Origin of the sequence: Streptomyces sp. NPDC006798 (assembly GCF_040635975.1) — a bacterium.
GTDB lineage: Bacteria > Actinomycetota > Actinomycetes > Streptomycetales > Streptomycetaceae > Streptomyces.
In genome coordinates this window covers 91044-106056 of record NZ_JBEYIS010000023.1, presented here as the reverse complement: position 1 = coordinate 106056, position 15013 = coordinate 91044, and the positions used below count along the sequence as shown (strand labels likewise).

Genomic DNA, 15013 nt, shown 5'->3' with positions numbered 1-15013 from the left:
CGTCGATGAGCACGAAGGACTTCGTCGAGAAGGACTACTACAAGGTCCTCGGCGTCCCCAAGGACGCCACCGAGGCCGAGATCAAGAAGGCGTACCGGAAGCTCGCCCGCGAGTACCACCCGGACGCCAACAAGGGCGACACCAAGGCGGAGGAGCGCTTCAAGGAGATCTCCGAGGCCAATGACGTGCTCGGCGACCCCAAGCGGCGCAAGGAGTACGACGAGGCGCGCGCCCTCTTCGGCAACGGCGGCTTCCGGGCCGGCGGCCCCGGCGGTCCCGGCGGCGGCAGCTTCAACTTCGACCTGGGCGACCTCTTCGGAGGCGCCCAGGGCGGGGGGCAGGGCGGCGGCGCCGGGGGCTTCGGCGGCGGTCTGGGCGATGTGTTCGGCGGGCTGTTCAACCGGGGTGCCGGTGCCGGCACCGGCACCCGGGTGCAGCCCCGCCGGGGCCAGGACATCGAGTCCGAGGTGACGCTCAGCTTCACCGAGGCCGTCGACGGGGCCACGGTCCCGCTGCGGATGTCCAGCTCGGCGCCGTGCAAGGCGTGTTCGGGCACCGGCGACAAGAACGGCAACCCCCGGGTCTGCCCGACCTGTGTCGGTACCGGACAGGTCTCGCGCGGCGGCAGCGGCTCCTTCTCCCTCACCGACCCCTGTGTCGACTGCAAGGGCCGCGGGCTGATCGCCCAGGACGCCTGCGAGGCGTGCAAGGGCAGCGGGCGGGCCCGCTCCTCGCGCACCATGCAGGTCCGGATCCCGCCGGGCGTCTCCGACGGCCAGCGGATCCGGCTGCGCGGCAAGGGCGCCCCGGGCGAGCGCGGCGGCCCGGCCGGTGACCTCTATGTCGTCGTCCATGTCGGCGAGCACCCGGTGTTCGGCCGCCGCGGCGACAATCTGACGGTCACCGTGCCCGTCACCTTCACCGAGGCCGTCCTCGGCGGCGAGGTGAAGGTGCCGGTGCTCGGCGGTCCGCCGGTCACCCTCAAACTGCCGCCCGGCACGCCCAACGGGCGTACGATGCGGGCCCGCGGCAAGGGAGCGGTCCGCAAGGACGGCACCCGCGGCGATCTGCTGGTCACCGTCGAGGTCGCGGTGCCGAAGGATCTGAGCGGCAAGGCGAAGGAAGCGCTGGCGGCCTATCGCGAGGCCACCGCGGACGAGGACCCCAGGGCCGAGCTGTTCGAGGCCGCGAAGGGAGCATGAGGACGATGGACGGAAGGCGTCGCAACCCCTACGAACTCACCGACGAGTCCCCGGTGTACGTGATCTCGGTGGCGGCCCAGCTCTCCGGGCTGCACCCGCAGACGCTCCGGCAGTACGACCGGCTGGGCCTGGTCTCCCCCGACCGTACGGCGGGCCGGGGGCGGCGCTACTCCGCCCGGGACATCGAACTGCTCCGGACCGTGCAGGCGCTCTCTCAGGACGAGGGCATCAACCTCGCCGGGATCAAGCGCATCATCGAACTGGAGAACCAGGTCGCGGCGTTGCAGTCCCGGGTGGCCGAGCTGTCGGCGGCGGTCGAGGGAGCGGCGGCGGCGATGCGGCAGCGCGAGTCGCAGGTCCATGCCTCGTACCGACGCGATCTGGTGCCGTACCAGGACGTCCAGCAGGCCGGCGCGCTGGTGGTGTGGCGCCCCAAGCGGGGCGGCGAATAGCCACCGGCCGCGCGCACCCTTCTGTGTCCCCGTGCGGGCGCTCTCCGGAGCGCCGGCCCGGGGACACGGCCGTTTGCGGGGCGGGTTGCCGCTGCGAATCGATCACCCCGGGGGCGTACGCCTCCGGGCGCGCGCGAGCCGGTACGCGCCCCGTCGAGGGGCGCGTCCGGGCTCCCCCGGGTACCGCGAAACCGGGGCGAATACGCCCGTCCGCGCCCCCGGGCCTCGTTGTGTCCGGATCCTTTCGCCGGGCCCCGCCCGTACCGCCGGTACGTCGGTCGCCCGGGGCCCCGCTCAGCCCGGGTTTCCCGTTGTGCCCGGGTGTCCCGGCGCCCCCGGGGCCGGTGGATGCGGCGGTGCCGTGGTCTGGGTCTCGTGCGCCAGGATCCCCGACTGGGCGATCAGATAGCCCAGCTGGGTCCGGCTGCCGCTGCCCAGGGACGAGCCCAGCTTGGCGATATGGGCCCGGCAGGTGCGGACGTTCATTCCGAGCCGACGCGCGATCGCCTCGTCCACATGTCCTTCGACCAGCAGTTTCGCGATGGACCGCTGGACGCCGGTGACCCCGTTGAGATCGGGGCCGTAGGAGATCGGCTCGTCCCAGGGCAGTCCGTGCAGCCAGAACTGTTCGAAGACGCCGACCAGATAGTCGACGATCCCCTTGTGTCGCAGCTCCAGGGCGAAGAGCCGGTCGCTGCTGGCGGGGATGAAGGCGACCTTGCGGTCCACCACGATCAGCCGGTCGATGATCTCCTCCAGCGTGCGGACCTCCACGCCGGACGGGCCGACCTTCTCCATATAGGAGAGGGTGGCGGGGTGGTGCCGGGCCGTGTGCTGGTAGAGGGTCCGCATCCGGACCCCGCGTTCGATCAGCGGCTGGACCCGGCGCAGGGCCTTCTCCAGGGAGTGCGGCTGGCGGCCGCTGCCCGGCTGGACTGTGAGAAGCTCCTCCGTGCAATCGGCGGTGACCTGGTCCAGGGTCGAGTTGATGCGGTTGAGGCCCTCGAGGACGGTGATGCCGTCCGGGACGGATGTCGACTGGGCCGTTATCGACAGAAAGGGTTCGAGGGCGTCGGTGAGGGCGACGGTCCGCCGGCGGCGGTCCTGGATCTCCCTCTCGATCGGGTGAATCAGTTGTGCCAGTGCCGTGGTCGGGGCAACCGGACGGAGCCACTGGGCGTCATACGGGTCCGGATCGAGTAGGGCGAGGTCGAAGAGACAGGGTGTGGACTCGGCCTCCAGCCGGGACAGGCGTCCGGTTCTCAGGGCCGTGATGTAAAGACTCTTTCCCGCCTCGCACAACTTGCCGTCTGAGTGAGGGTGTCCGAGTTCGCCCCCATGAGACGTCATATGTACCCCCTCATGTTCCTGCATTACAGGAACATGATGCCTGCCGTCGCTGGTGCAAGCGTTCGGAGTGAGACATCGTCTTATGCGCGGGGGAGGAGGAATGATCAAATGAGGTGGAGATCACCCATGTCTAGGACGCTACGTGCGCTATGTGCTCTTGCCTTGGCGGGCGCCGCGCTGGGTGCGGCCGCATCCGTCGGCGAACCCTCCTGGGAGCGCGTCCCCGTCGCCGTGTCGGTGGCGGACCAGGGTGAGCCCTCGTGGGAGGCCGTAGGACCGTTCGCGGCAGCGGGCGAGCCTTCCTGGGAACTCACCACCGCACCCGCTTCCGAAGGTGCGGACGCATGACCGTGCCACCGGACGACCGGTCCTTCCGGCGCGAGATGGCCACGGCCTACCGCTCCGGGTGGCACTTCATCGATCTCGTCACGGCCATTCCCCACCGCGGCGATTCGTTGATGGTCACCCTGTTCGGCGAGCCCATCGTCGTGGCCCGCGAAGAGGACGAGGACGTACGCGCGTATCGCTGCCTCCGGCGGCCGAGGGGTGCGCCGCAGCCGGTCCGCTGCGCCATCCGCTACGGAATGATCTTTGTCAATCTCGACCAGCGTGACCACCAGCTGGCCGACCCGGATACGAACACCACTCGAGCCACCCCCCGCAGTGCCTGAGCGATTCCCCCGTCGTAACAGATCGCTCCGGCACTTCCCCCACACAGCGGCGCCATCGCGGACCTGAAACGCGATGGCGCCGCTGTGCTTTCACATTCGGACGCAGGTATTCCGGATGTGTTTATCCGGTGTACGAATGTCCCGGGAGCGGGTGGCCCTTCCCGGGCGTGCGGCGGCTTTCGCCGGGCGCGGGGCGGCGCTCCCCGTACGCCGGGCGGCGCTTCCCGGGCGTCAGGCGCGGCCCAGGGCCCGTTCGACCGCGATCTCGATCACGACCCGGTCCGGATTGGGCTTCGGCGTCCGGCCGTACCGCTCCGCGTACCGAGCCACCGCGTCCGCCACCACCTCCGGCTCGGTCCGCACCCGGGCCCGGCCCTCCAGCGTCGCCCAGCGCCCCCGGTCGAACTGGCAGACCGCGACCCGGGCGCCCGGCTCCGTCCCGGCCGCCGCGAGTACGTTGGCGACCTTGCGGCTGCCCTTGTTGGTGATGATCCGGGCGATACCCGCCCCGGGGTCGAAGGTCACCCCCACCGGCACGACATGCGGTGAGCCGTCCCGGCGGAGGGTGGTCAGGGTGCACAGCTGGTGCTCGCGCCAGAACGCCAGGTAGTCCGGGGTCAGCTCGCTCAGCTCGGTGATCGCCATGTTCCCCAGCCTAATCGGGCCCCGCTACGGCCCCGATTCTGTTGAGCGATGCCCTTGAGTGGAATAGACTCAACTTTGTGCAGGTTGATTGAGTCAGATTTTGAGCAGTGTTTCCGAGCCGACCTGCGAGGAGGAGTAACCGCACGTGGACGCCGAGCTGACCAACAAGAGCCGGGAAGCCCTCAACGCCGCCACCAGCCGGGCGGTGGCGGCGGGCCATCCCGATCTGACCCCCGCGCATCTGCTGTTGGCTCTGCTGGCGGGGTCCGACAACGAGAACATCGTCGATCTGCTGGCGGCCGTCGAGGCCGACCAGGCCGCCGTCCGCGGCGGCGCCGAGCGGATCCTCGGCGGGCTGCCGAGCGTCGCCGGTTCCACGGTCGCGCCGCCCCAGCCCAACCGGGAGTTCCTCGCCGTCCTCGCGGACGCGGGCGAGCGGGCGAAGGAGCTGGGCGACGAGTTCCTCTCCACCGAGCATCTGCTGATCGGGATCGCCGCGAAGGGCGGCCGGGCCGGTGAGGTGCTGGCCGGGCAGGGCGCGACCGCGAAGAAGCTGCTGGCCGCGTTCTCGGCCGCGCGCGGGGGGCGCCGGGTGACCACCGCCGACCCCGAGGGGCAGTACAAGGCGCTGGAGAAGTTCGGTACGGACTTCACCGCCGCCGCCCGCGAGGGCAGGCTCGACCCGGTCATCGGCCGGGACCAGGAGATCCGCCGGGTGGTCCAGGTGCTGTCGCGCCGGACCAAGAACAACCCCGTCCTGATCGGTGAGCCCGGCGTCGGCAAGACCGCCGTGGTGGAGGGTCTGGCGCAGCGGATCGTCAAGGGCGACGTCCCCGAGTCCCTGAAGAACAAGCGGCTGGTCTCCCTCGATCTCGGCGCGATGGTCGCCGGGGCCAAGTACCGGGGCGAGTTCGAGGAGCGGCTGAAGACCGTGCTCTCCGAGATCAAGGAGAGCGACGGCCGGATCATCACCTTCATCGACGAACTGCACACCGTGGTCGGCGCGGGCGCGGGCGGCGACTCCGCGATGGACGCGGGCAATATGCTCAAGCCGATGCTGGCCCGCGGCGAGCTGCGGATGGTCGGCGCGACGACGCTGGACGAGTACCGCGAGCGGATCGAGAAGGACCCGGCGCTGGAGCGCCGTTTCCAGCAGGTGCTGGTGGCCGAGCCGACCGTCGAGGACACCATCGCCATCCTCCGCGGTCTCAAGGGCCGTTACGAGGCCCATCACAAGGTTCAGATCGCGGACGCGGCGCTGGTCGCCGCCGCCTCCCTGTCGGACCGCTACATCACCTCCCGCTTCCTTCCGGACAAGGCCATCGACCTGGTCGACGAGGCCGCGTCCCGGCTCCGGATGGAGATCGACTCCTCCCCGGTCGAGATCGACGAGCTGCAGCGCGCCGTCGACCGGCTGCTGATGGAGGAGATGGCGCTGAAGAACGAGTCGGACGCCGGGTCGCGCCAGCGTCTGGAGAAGCTCCGCCGCGATCTCGCCGACAAGGAGGAGGAGCTGCGGGGGCTGACCGCCCGCTGGGAGAAGGAGAAGCAGGGCCTGAACCGGGTCGGCGAGCTGAAGACCCGGCTGGACGAGGTCCGCGGCCGGGCCGAGCGGGCTCAGCGGGACGGCGACTTCGACGCCGCGTCCAAGCTGCTGTACGGGGAGATCCCGGCGCTGGAGCGGGAGCTGGCCGAGGCGTCCGAGGCCGAGGCGGAGGCCCGTACCGACACCATGGTCAAGGAGGAGGTCGGCTCCGACGACATCGCGGACGTCGTGGGCTCCTGGACCGGGATCCCGGCCGGGCGGCTGCTGGAGGGCGAGACGCGGAAGCTGCTGCGGATGGAGGACGAGCTGGGGCGGCGGCTGATCGGCCAGTCCGAGGCCGTCCGGGCGGTCTCCGACGCGGTGCGCAGGACCCGGGCGGGGATCGCCGACCCGGACCGGCCCACCGGCTCCTTCCTCTTCCTGGGCCCGACGGGGGTCGGCAAGACGGAGCTGGCGAAGGCGCTGGCGGACTTCCTCTTCGACGACGAGCGGGCCATGGTCCGGATCGACATGTCCGAGTACGGCGAGAAGCACAGCGTCGCCCGGCTGGTCGGCGCGCCTCCCGGCTATGTCGGCTACGAGGAGGGCGGCCAGCTCACCGAGGCCGTCCGGCGGCGGCCGTACAGCGTCGTCCTGCTGGACGAGGTGGAGAAGGCGCATCCGGAGGTCTTCGACGTACTGCTCCAGGTCCTGGACGACGGCCGGCTCACCGACGGACAGGGCCGGACGGTCGACTTCCGGAACACCATCCTGATCCTGACGTCCAACCTGGGCAGCCAGTATCTGGTCGAGCCGCTGACCTCGGCGGAGGAGAAGAAGCAGCGGGTCCTGGAAGTGGTCAGGGCCTCCTTCAAGCCCGAGTTCCTCAACCGGCTGGACGATCTGGTGGTCTTCTCGGCCCTCGACCGGGACGAGCTGCGGCGGATCGCGGAGCTCCAGATCGGCCGGCTGGCGAAGCGGCTCGCGGAGCGCAGGCTCACCCTGGACGTCACGCCCGCCGCGCTCGACTGGCTCGCCGACGAGGGGAACGACCCGGCGTACGGTGCCCGTCCGCTGCGGCGGCTGGTGCAGACCGCGATCGGCGACCGGCTGGCCCGGGAGATCCTGGCGGGCGAGGTCGGCGACGGCGACACCGTACGGGTGGACCGGTTCGAGGACGGTCTGATCGTGGGCCGGGCGGAGGCGCCGGAGACGTCGGAGCCGGAGTCCGCGGCGGAGGCCGACGCGGGCTGAGCCGTACGGGGCGGGGCGCGGGGCGGGTTTACGGCCCGCCCCGCGCCCCGGCCCGGTGCCGGGCCCGGAGGGGGGTTGCGGTTCCCGCCCCGGGATGGGGGAGGATGGCGGCATCCGTACGAAGGGAAAAACAGGGTGACCATCGATCCGTCCTCGATTCCGAATTTCGGGGGCCAGCCCCAGCCGCAGGCCGCTGGACCGGCGGGCCCCGTCGTTCCCGACCAGGACCTCGTCAAGCAGCTCCTCGAACAGATGGAGCTGAAGTACGTCATCGACGACGAGGGCGACCTCGCCGCGCCGTGGGAGGAATTCCGTACGTACTTCATGTTCCGCGGCGAGAAGGAGCAGCAGGTCTTCTCCGTCCGCACGTTCTACGACCGTCCGCTGGACGTCGAGGAGCGCGACCGGATCCTGGAGAAGATCGACGACTGGAACCGCCGTACCCTGTGGCCCAAGGTCTACACGCACCTCCACGAGGACGAGGAGGGCGGCGCCTCCGTCCGGCTGATCGGCGAGGCGCAGATGCTGATCGGGATGGGCGTCAACCTCGACCACTTCGTCTCCTCCACCGTGAGCTGGGTCCAAGCGTCGATGGAGTTCGACAACTGGTTCTCCACGGAGATGGGCCTCAAGCCCGCGAGCGGCGAGGACGCCGGGTCCGACGAGGCGTGACGGTCCGGGACGGTTCGCCGACGGCAGTCCGCCGACGGCGGTCCGCCCGGTGCCCCGCGCGGCTCAGAGCGCGATCGGCGACAGCGTCAGCAGATACGTCCCGTAGCCGAACGAGAGCCCGGCCAGGGCGGCGATCACCACGATCGCCGGTCTCGGCCGGGCTCTCGTCAGTGCCAGCGCCAACGGCAGCAGCAGCGGGAACGCGGGCAGCAGGAACCTCGGCTTGGACTCGAAGAAGCCGGAGCCGCCGACCGTGATCAGTACCAGGACCGCGGTGTACACCAGCAGGGCTGCGGGCGGTCGGCCCAGGACGAACAGGACGAACAGCACCACGGCGGCGAGCACGATCAGCAGCGCCGCGGTGAGCGGCAGTACGGCGGGCCGCAGCACGATGTCCCGGACGACCCGGGCCGAACCCGCGCCGAAGTCGAAGGTGGAGGTCCAGCCCCGCTGGACGGCGAAGTAGCCGCCGAGCGGATCGCCGGTACGGAACCCCACCCACAGCACATAGCCGCACCAGCCGGCCGGGGCGAGCGCGGCGGCGGCCCAGAGCCGGGGGTCGCGGCGGGTGGCCCGCCCGGTCCTGTCGGTTTCGCCGGATCGCTCCGGGCGCGTACGGCCCCGGGCGCCGCCCCGGACGATCTCGTACGCGACGACCCAGAGCACCGCCGCGACCACGGCGATCCCGTTGGGCCGCGAAAGACCCGCGAGGACCGCCAGACCGCCGGCCCACAGCCAGCGGCGGGTCAGCAGCGCGTACAGCGTCCAGGCGGCGAATGCGGTCAACAGGGGCTCGGTGTACGCCATCGTCAGCACCACCGAGTGCGGCAGCAGCCCCCAGAGCAGTACCAGCAGCGTCGCCGCCCGGCGGCCGTACAGCCGCTCGCCCACCGCGTAGATCCCGCCCGCCGCGACCAGAGCCGCCGACCAGGAGACCAGCAGCCCCAGAGTGCCGCTCGTCACGCCCGGTACCAGCTCCGACAGCCCGCGCACCAGCGCCGGATAGAGCGGGAAGAAGGCGAGATCGCTCTGGACCGCGCCCGGCCAGTTCAGTACCCGGCCGTAGCCGTGCTCGGCGATCAGCATGTACCAGTCGGCGTCCCACGCCCGGCCGAGGATCGCCCTCGGCCGCCGCCCGATGCGCTCCGCCCAGCCGCCCATCAGCAGCAGCCCGGTCAGCCGCGCGACGGCGAACAGCCCGACGGCGGGCGCGGCCCGGCGCAGGAACCGCGTGGCGGCGTTCAGTTGGTGGGGGTTGTGCCGGGTGGCGGGCGCCGCGGTCTCGTCGAAGGTGGTCTCGGCGGACAGGGGGACACCTCCGGGCGCGGTTCGTCTCTCCGGGACAACATGCGGGGCGCGCCGGAGCAGTGCGAGCGTTGCTGCGGCGACACGCCCGTACGCGCCGCCCCCGCCACCCTTTCGGCGGTACGCCCCCATGCGCCGTGCGCCATGCCCCGGAGCGCCTCCCCGAACTACCCGGGCCGCGTCCGGCGGCTTGCTGTTGTCGGCGGCCTGCGGACCGCCTGTGGTTGCTCGCGCAGTTCCGCCCCCTACGCCTGGCGGCGTGGGGGGACCCCCAGCGCCACCTGGGTTGCCCTTCTCGCCGCCCTTGCAGAGAGGCGGGCCCTGTTCAAGGGCAGAGCTGGGGAGAGCGTTGAGGGGCGCGGGGAACTGCGCGACAAGCCCACGACGGCGGGCGGTCGCCCGACGACATTCGCCCGGCTGGGCGGGTGGCGTGGGCCTCACCCGGAGGGCCGAGGCGCTGGGGGTCCCCCCATTGCCGAAGGCATAGGGGGCGGAACTGCGCGAGCAACCACAGACGGGCCGCAGGCGGCGGAACAGTTTCCGTGGCAGACGGGTCCCCGCACCGGTGGAGGGACCCCTCAGCGGGAGGCGCGGAGGCGGGTGAGGGCCTCGTGGAGGACCTCGGGGCGCTTGCAGAAGGCGAAGCGGACGAAGGGCGCCCCGCGCGCCGGGTCGTCGTAGAAGACCGCGTTGGGGATCGCGACCACGCCTCGCCGCGCGGGCAGTTCGCGGCAGAACGCGAAGCCGTCCGTCTCGCCGAGCGGCCTGATGTCGGCGGTGACGAAGTAGGTGCCCGCCGGGCGGTGGACGCCGAAGCCCGCCTCCGCGAGCCCGGCCGTGAGGAGGTCGCGGCGGGCGCGCAGGGAGTCGCGGAGTTCGTCGTAGTAGGAGTCCGGCAGTCGCAGCGCCTCCGCGATCGCGTACTGGAAGGGGCCCCCGGAGACATAGGTGAGGAACTGTTTCGTGGTGCGGACGGCCGTGACGAGCGGGGCCGCCGCGGTGATCCAGCCGACTTTCCAGCCGGTGAGGGAGAAGGTCTTGCCGGAGCTGGAGATGGTGACGGTCCGTTCCCGCATGCCGGGGAAGCCGGCGATGGGGTGGTGCTCGCCGTCGAAGACGAGGTGTTCGTAGACCTCGTCGGTGACTACGAGGAGGTCGCGGTCGACGGCGAGTTCGGCGATCGCGGCGAGTTCGGCGTGGTCGAGGACCGTACCGGTGGGGTTGTGGGGGGTGTTGAGGAGCAGGAGACGGGTGCGGTCGGTGACGGCGGCTCGGAGTTCGTCGAGGTCGAGGTGGTACGTACCGTCGCGCGGCCGGAGGGTGACGGGGACCCGCCGTCCGCCCGCCATGGCGATACAGGCGGCGTACGAGTCGTAGTAGGGCTCCAGGGCGATCACCTCGTCCCCGGGTTCGACCAGGGCGAGCAGGGCGGCGGCGATGGCCTCGGTGGCGCCCGTGGTGACCAGGACCTCGGTATCGGGGTCGAAGGCCAGGCCGTAGCGGCGGAGCTGGTGGTCGGCGACGGCCTGCCGCAGTTCGGGGACGCCGGGGCCGGGCGGGTACTGGTTGCCGCGGCCGTCGCGGATGGCGCGTACGGCCGCCTCGCGGACGGATTCGGGGCCGTCGGTGTCGGGGAAGCCCTGGCCCAGGTTGATCGCGCCGGTCTCGGCGGCCAGTGCCGACATCTCGGCGAAGATCGTGGTCCCGAAGCCCGCGAGGCCGCGGTTGAGGAGGGGGCGGGCCGCCGGGCCCGTCGCCGGTTCCGGTGTGCGTTCGTCCATGGTCGGCATGCGGTCATCCTGGGGCGAAGCTCTGGACTTGCTCAAGTCGGCTTTCACGCGCGGCGGGGCGGGGCATCCCGGGTTAAGGAGAAGCTCGGAAGGAATGGTGAACGTCGTGGGGGTAGTCCTGGTGATCGGGGTCGCGGCCCTGGCGGTGGTGGGCTGGCTGGTGTGGATGTCCGTGCTCAAGCAGGGCAACACCCGCCCGGCCCGGCGGAGGAGCGGCTCGGACGGCGGCGGCGGTGGCTGGCTCGGCGGCGGGGACTCGGGGCACAGCTGTGGCGGCGGGGGCGGCTGCGGCGGCGGCGGGGACTGAGCCCTCGGGACCCGGGGCCCGTGGCGGGGGCCCGGCCCGGGTCCGGGGACGTAGCGGACGGTGTGTCGACCAGGGGGACCTGACGGCGGAAGCGGCTGACACGGGGCAGCCGATCCGCGACCCGGAGGCACCTGGCGGGAGGAACGGCTCTCCCGCCAGGTGCCGAAGTCGTTCCGGCGGGGCGGGCGTTGGGGCCGTCGGGTCCGCCGGGCCGGGCCGGGGCCGGGCGCCGGAAGGTTACCGTCATTCGATACTACGTGCGGATTTTCTTGAACAGGTGAACCGCAAGGCCACCCAGGGGATGGAAACCCCGCCAACTTGGGTAAAAACGCTGTGAGCCCCGCGTACTTCGTGATTCCGTTGACGCTGGAACCTGTTGGAACCGTCCAGCCTCCGGGCCGGCGCCCGGGCCCGATCAGGCGTGTCCCTTCCCTTCCGCCCCTGCCGCCCAGGGCGCCTTCAGGTCCCCATGACCACCGCCGAAGCGTGTTTGCGGAGCCCACCCATGCTCACGACCCTCCATACCGCCTACACCGATACCCGAGCCGATGACCTCGCCTGGGCACTCGGCCGGGAGCCCCTTCCCGCCCTCGCCGTGCTCGATCTCGAACTCGCCGGGGCCAAACTCCAGCTCAGGCTGCTCGGCGCCTCCCATCAGGTGCTGCTGGAGGAGGAGCAGGGCACCTGCTCCGAGACCGTGGCCTGTATGCCGGGCAGCAGAACCCCGCTCCCGCTGGGTGTCTCCGAGCGGCTGGGCGCCTGGGAGTACGAGTTCGCCGCCCGGGTCGAGACGCTCTCGGAGGGATCGTTCGCCGGGCGCGCGCAGGAGCTGCTCGCCCTGGTCGCCGACCATCCGAACTCGCTCGCCGGAACGTTTCCCGGAGATCCGAACGCCTTTACGGCGATGATGGCCCAGCGGCTCGGCCGCCAGGTCCTCTGGCGTACCTGGCACGCCTATCCGCAGGAGGGCAGGCTCGTGGTGACCCGGACCCGGGTGGGTGTGCCGGTCCGGGGCGCGAAGGCGGCCTGCTGTCCGGAGCAGGTGCTGTTGTAGTCGCAGGCGCATTTACCGGATAACCCGGGGGCGCGTACAGGGGGCGGACTGCGTTCGCACTACGGATCCACACGTGTGAGTGACAAACCGTGGATGAATCGTGACGTAGCGTTACTACATGGTGATCGACCGGCCCCCTCAGTTGTCCCCGCCGCCACCGGCCGTGCTGCCGCTGCCGGTGCGTCCGGACGCGGGCCGGTTCCTGGTTCTGCTGGGAGTCTTCGTCTGCGCCGCCTGCGGATTGGTGTACGAGCTGGAGCTGGTGGCCCTCGCCTCCTATCTGATCGGCGATTCGGTCACCCAGGCGTCCGTCGTGCTCTCCCTGATGGTCTTCGCGATGGGCGTCGGCTCCCTGCTCGCCAAGCGGCTCCGCTGCCGGGCGGCCGTCGGTTTCGGGGTGCTGGAGCTGGCGCTCGCCCTGGTCGGCGGCTGCTCGGCGGTGGTGTTGTACGCGAGCTTCGCCTGGCTCGGCGAGTCCCGGACGGTGCTGGTCGCCTTCTCCCTGGCGATCGGGGTGCTGATCGGCGCCGAGATCCCGCTGCTGATGTCCCTGATCCAGCGGATCTCCCGGCGGGACGCGGAGGGTACGGTCGCCGATCTGTTCGCCGCCGACTATGTGGGCGCGCTGGTCGGCGGGTTGGCGTTCCCGTTCCTGCTGCTGCCCTGGCTCGGCCAGCTCACCAGCGGCCTGCTGACCGGCGCGGTCAACGCGCTGGTCGGCGGCGGTCTGGTGCTCTGGCTCTTCCGCCGGGATCTGACCGCCCGTTCCCGGATCTGGCTGCTGCTCGCCAATGCCCTGGTGCTCGCCCTGCTGGCGACGGCGACCGTGCTGGTCGGCGATTTCGAGGAGGCCGCCCGGCGGGCCCTCTACGGGGACCGGGTCCGGGTCGCCGTCCAGACCGGGGTCCAGGAGGTGGTGCTGACCGGTGACGGCTCCGGGCCGCCGGATCTCTTCCTCGACGGCAGGCTCCGGGTCAGCGGCCGGGACGAGTACCGCTATCACGAGGCGCTGGTCCACCCGGCGATGAACGGCAGGCACCGGCGGGTGCTGATCCTCGGCGGCGGCGACGGGCTGGCCGCGCGGGAGGCGCTGCGCTATCCGGATGTGGAGTCGGTGACGATCGTGGAGCTGGACCCCTGGGTGGTCCGGCTGGCCCGGACGGACCGGGCGCTGGCCGCGCTCAACGACCATGCCTACGAGGACCCGAGAGTGCGGGTGGTCACGGCCGACGCGTTCGCCTGGCTGCGGGAGCCCGGCAGCGGGGTGCCCGGGGCGTACGACGTGGTGCTGGCCGATCTGCCGGACCCGGCCGCCACGGAAGGCGGCAAGTTCTACTCCCAGGAGTTCTACGGCCTGGTCGCCGGGATCCTGGCGCCGAAGGGGCGGCTGGCGGTGCACGCGGGCCCGCTGGAGGGCCGCAGACGCGCCTACTGGACGGCGGAGGCGACGCTGCGCGCCGCCGGTTACGGCACCAGCCCGTACCGGGTCGGGACCGGCGGGCCCGCCGCCGGAAGCGGCGGAAGCGGTGGAAGCGGCGGGTTCAACGAGGACTTCCAGACGCTGGGCGCGGGGTCGGCACCGGACGACTGGGGGCTGCTGCTGGCAGCGTCCGGCGGCCGGGCGCCCCGGCTGGCCCTCGGCCCGGACGCCCCCGTACTGCGGTCGCTGACGGACGCGGATCTGCTGGCGGACGCCTGGGACGCGGAGCGGACCCGGCTGACCGGGCTGCCGCCGTCGACGCTCGTCCATCCGCGCTACACCGGCTGAGGCGGCTGGCCCGGGGACCGCGAGCGGCAGACGGCGGACGGGCGCCGTGGGTAGGCTCGGTTGCCATGGAGCATGAGGTGTTCGTTCCGGTTCCGGCCGAGACCGTACGAGGGGTGCTCGGCGACCCCGTACGGGCGGCGCGCTGCGTCCCCGGCTTCCGGCCCGACGCGGATCAGGGGACAGAGGCGGGGGCGGGGGCGCGGGGCGTCCCGGGGCGGCTGAAGATCCGGGTCGGCAGCCATACCATCACCTACCGGGGCACCCTGCGGATCGCCGGGCACGACGGCGAGTTCACGGTGGACGGCGACGGTACGGAGGCCCGGGGCGACGGGTCCGCGCGGATCGCGCTGACGTTGCGTACGACGGCGGTCGAGGGCGGAACGGACCTCGCGTTCGCCGGGAGCGTGGCGTCGGAGGGACGGCTGGCGGAGGCGTCGGACGCGGCGCGCGAATCGGCGGCGCGTCGTCTGCTGGACCGTTTCGCCGAGGCGGTCGCGGCGGAGTCGGCGGCCGGTGCGGTCGATGGTGACGGCGGTGACGACGAGGCCGGAGACGGTGGTGACGGTGCTCCGAACGCCGTGGCGCCCGAGGCCGGTTCGGACGGCGGCGACGATGTCGTCGACGGCGAAGGCGCGGACGGTGATGTCGTCGACGGCGAAGGCGACGGTGACGGCGAGGTCGACGGGCGGCGGGACGAGGGTGTCGCGTACGAGGCGGTCGTACCGCCCGTACCGCCGCCGGGGCTCGCGGACGAGCTGACCGGTCCCGTCGGCGACGAGCCCGTAGCCGAGGCCGCGCACGCCCGGCGCACGATGATCGGCCGCAGCGCCGAGGAGGTCGACCACGCTCCGCCGCGCGGCAGATACGCGCCCCGCCCCGCGCCCGACGCGGGCCGGGCCGGGCCGCCCGCCCGCTGGCTGGTCCCCGCCGCGGCGGTGGCACTGGCCTCGGCGATCGCCGTCACGCGGGTACTGCGCCGCCGCCGGAGCGGGTAGCCGTACCGGGCCCGTCGGCTGCC

The 15013-nt window shown here is 72.1% G+C and carries 13 protein-coding genes; 9 read left to right on the top strand and 4 right to left on the bottom strand.

Going from position 1 to position 15013, the window contains the following annotated elements:
• Positions 1-5 precede the first annotated feature (5 nt).
• The gene (gene dnaJ, locus ABZ714_RS18065) at positions 6-1202 is read left to right on the top strand and encodes a molecular chaperone DnaJ (RefSeq protein WP_358826218.1); all 1197 of its coding nucleotides are present in this window, start codon (positions 6-8) and stop codon (positions 1200-1202) included.
• A 5-nt stretch (positions 1203-1207) separates the two neighbouring features.
• The gene (locus ABZ714_RS18060; RefSeq protein ID WP_358826217.1) at positions 1208-1654 is read left to right on the top strand and encodes a helix-turn-helix domain-containing protein; all 447 of its coding nucleotides are present in this window, start codon (positions 1208-1210) and stop codon (positions 1652-1654) included.
• Positions 1655-1948: 294 nt separating this feature from the next.
• Here ABZ714_RS18060 and ABZ714_RS18055 read toward each other — a convergent pair whose 3' ends face one another.
• Positions 1949-3004, bottom strand: a complete 1056-nt coding sequence (locus tag ABZ714_RS18055) for a helix-turn-helix transcriptional regulator (protein WP_358826216.1) — start codon at positions 3002-3004, stop codon at positions 1949-1951.
• 344 nt (positions 3005-3348) lie between these two features.
• On the opposite strand from ABZ714_RS18055, the gene ABZ714_RS18050 reads away from it, so the two are divergent.
• On the top strand, positions 3349-3675 hold the full coding sequence (locus tag ABZ714_RS18050) for a (2Fe-2S)-binding protein (RefSeq protein WP_358826215.1): 327 nt from the start codon (positions 3349-3351) through the stop codon (positions 3673-3675).
• A 231-nt stretch (positions 3676-3906) separates the two neighbouring features.
• Here the strand turns inward: ABZ714_RS18050 and ABZ714_RS18045 are convergent, their stop codons facing one another.
• On the bottom strand, positions 3907-4320 hold the full coding sequence (locus ABZ714_RS18045; protein WP_358826214.1) for a TIGR03618 family F420-dependent PPOX class oxidoreductase: 414 nt from the start codon (positions 4318-4320) through the stop codon (positions 3907-3909).
• A 145-nt stretch (positions 4321-4465) separates the two neighbouring features.
• Between ABZ714_RS18045 and clpB the strand changes: the two genes are divergently transcribed.
• Positions 4466-7099 (top strand): ATP-dependent chaperone ClpB, encoded by a 2634-nt coding sequence (gene clpB, locus ABZ714_RS18040; RefSeq protein ID WP_358826213.1) that lies wholly within the window; start codon positions 4466-4468, stop codon positions 7097-7099.
• 135 nt (positions 7100-7234) lie between these two features.
• Positions 7235-7771 carry a YbjN domain-containing protein gene (locus ABZ714_RS18035; RefSeq protein ID WP_358826212.1) on the top strand — a complete coding sequence of 179 codons (537 nt, stop codon included), beginning with the start codon at positions 7235-7237 and terminating at the stop codon, positions 7769-7771.
• 63 nt (positions 7772-7834) lie between these two features.
• Here the strand turns inward: ABZ714_RS18035 and ABZ714_RS18030 are convergent, their stop codons facing one another.
• Together ABZ714_RS18030 and ABZ714_RS18025 are read right to left on the bottom strand one after the other, a co-directional pair.
• A complete protein-coding gene (locus ABZ714_RS18030) occupies positions 7835-9208 on the bottom strand; it encodes a hypothetical protein (RefSeq protein WP_358826211.1) in 1374 nt (457 codons plus the stop codon).
• A gap of 446 nt (positions 9209-9654) precedes the next feature.
• The gene (locus tag ABZ714_RS18025; protein WP_358826210.1) at positions 9655-10866 is read right to left on the bottom strand and encodes a pyridoxal phosphate-dependent aminotransferase; all 1212 of its coding nucleotides are present in this window, start codon (positions 10864-10866) and stop codon (positions 9655-9657) included.
• A 94-nt stretch (positions 10867-10960) separates the two neighbouring features.
• Between ABZ714_RS18025 and ABZ714_RS18020 the strand changes: the two genes are divergently transcribed.
• The 4 genes from ABZ714_RS18020 to ABZ714_RS18005 all read left to right on the top strand — a co-directional run bounded on the left by ABZ714_RS18020 (position 10961) and on the right by ABZ714_RS18005 (position 14990).
• On the top strand, positions 10961-11173 hold the full coding sequence (locus ABZ714_RS18020; RefSeq protein ID WP_358826209.1) for a hypothetical protein: 213 nt from the start codon (positions 10961-10963) through the stop codon (positions 11171-11173).
• Positions 11174-11678: 505 nt separating this feature from the next.
• Positions 11679-12227 carry a DUF2617 family protein gene (locus ABZ714_RS18015; protein WP_358826208.1) on the top strand — a complete coding sequence of 183 codons (549 nt, stop codon included), beginning with the start codon at positions 11679-11681 and terminating at the stop codon, positions 12225-12227.
• A gap of 118 nt (positions 12228-12345) precedes the next feature.
• Positions 12346-13995 (top strand): polyamine aminopropyltransferase, encoded by a 1650-nt coding sequence (locus tag ABZ714_RS18010; RefSeq protein WP_358826207.1) that lies wholly within the window; start codon positions 12346-12348, stop codon positions 13993-13995.
• Between the two features lie 65 nt (positions 13996-14060).
• A complete protein-coding gene (locus tag ABZ714_RS18005; protein ID WP_358826206.1) occupies positions 14061-14990 on the top strand; it encodes an SRPBCC domain-containing protein in 930 nt (309 codons plus the stop codon).
• Positions 14991-15013: the final 23 nt, after the last annotated feature.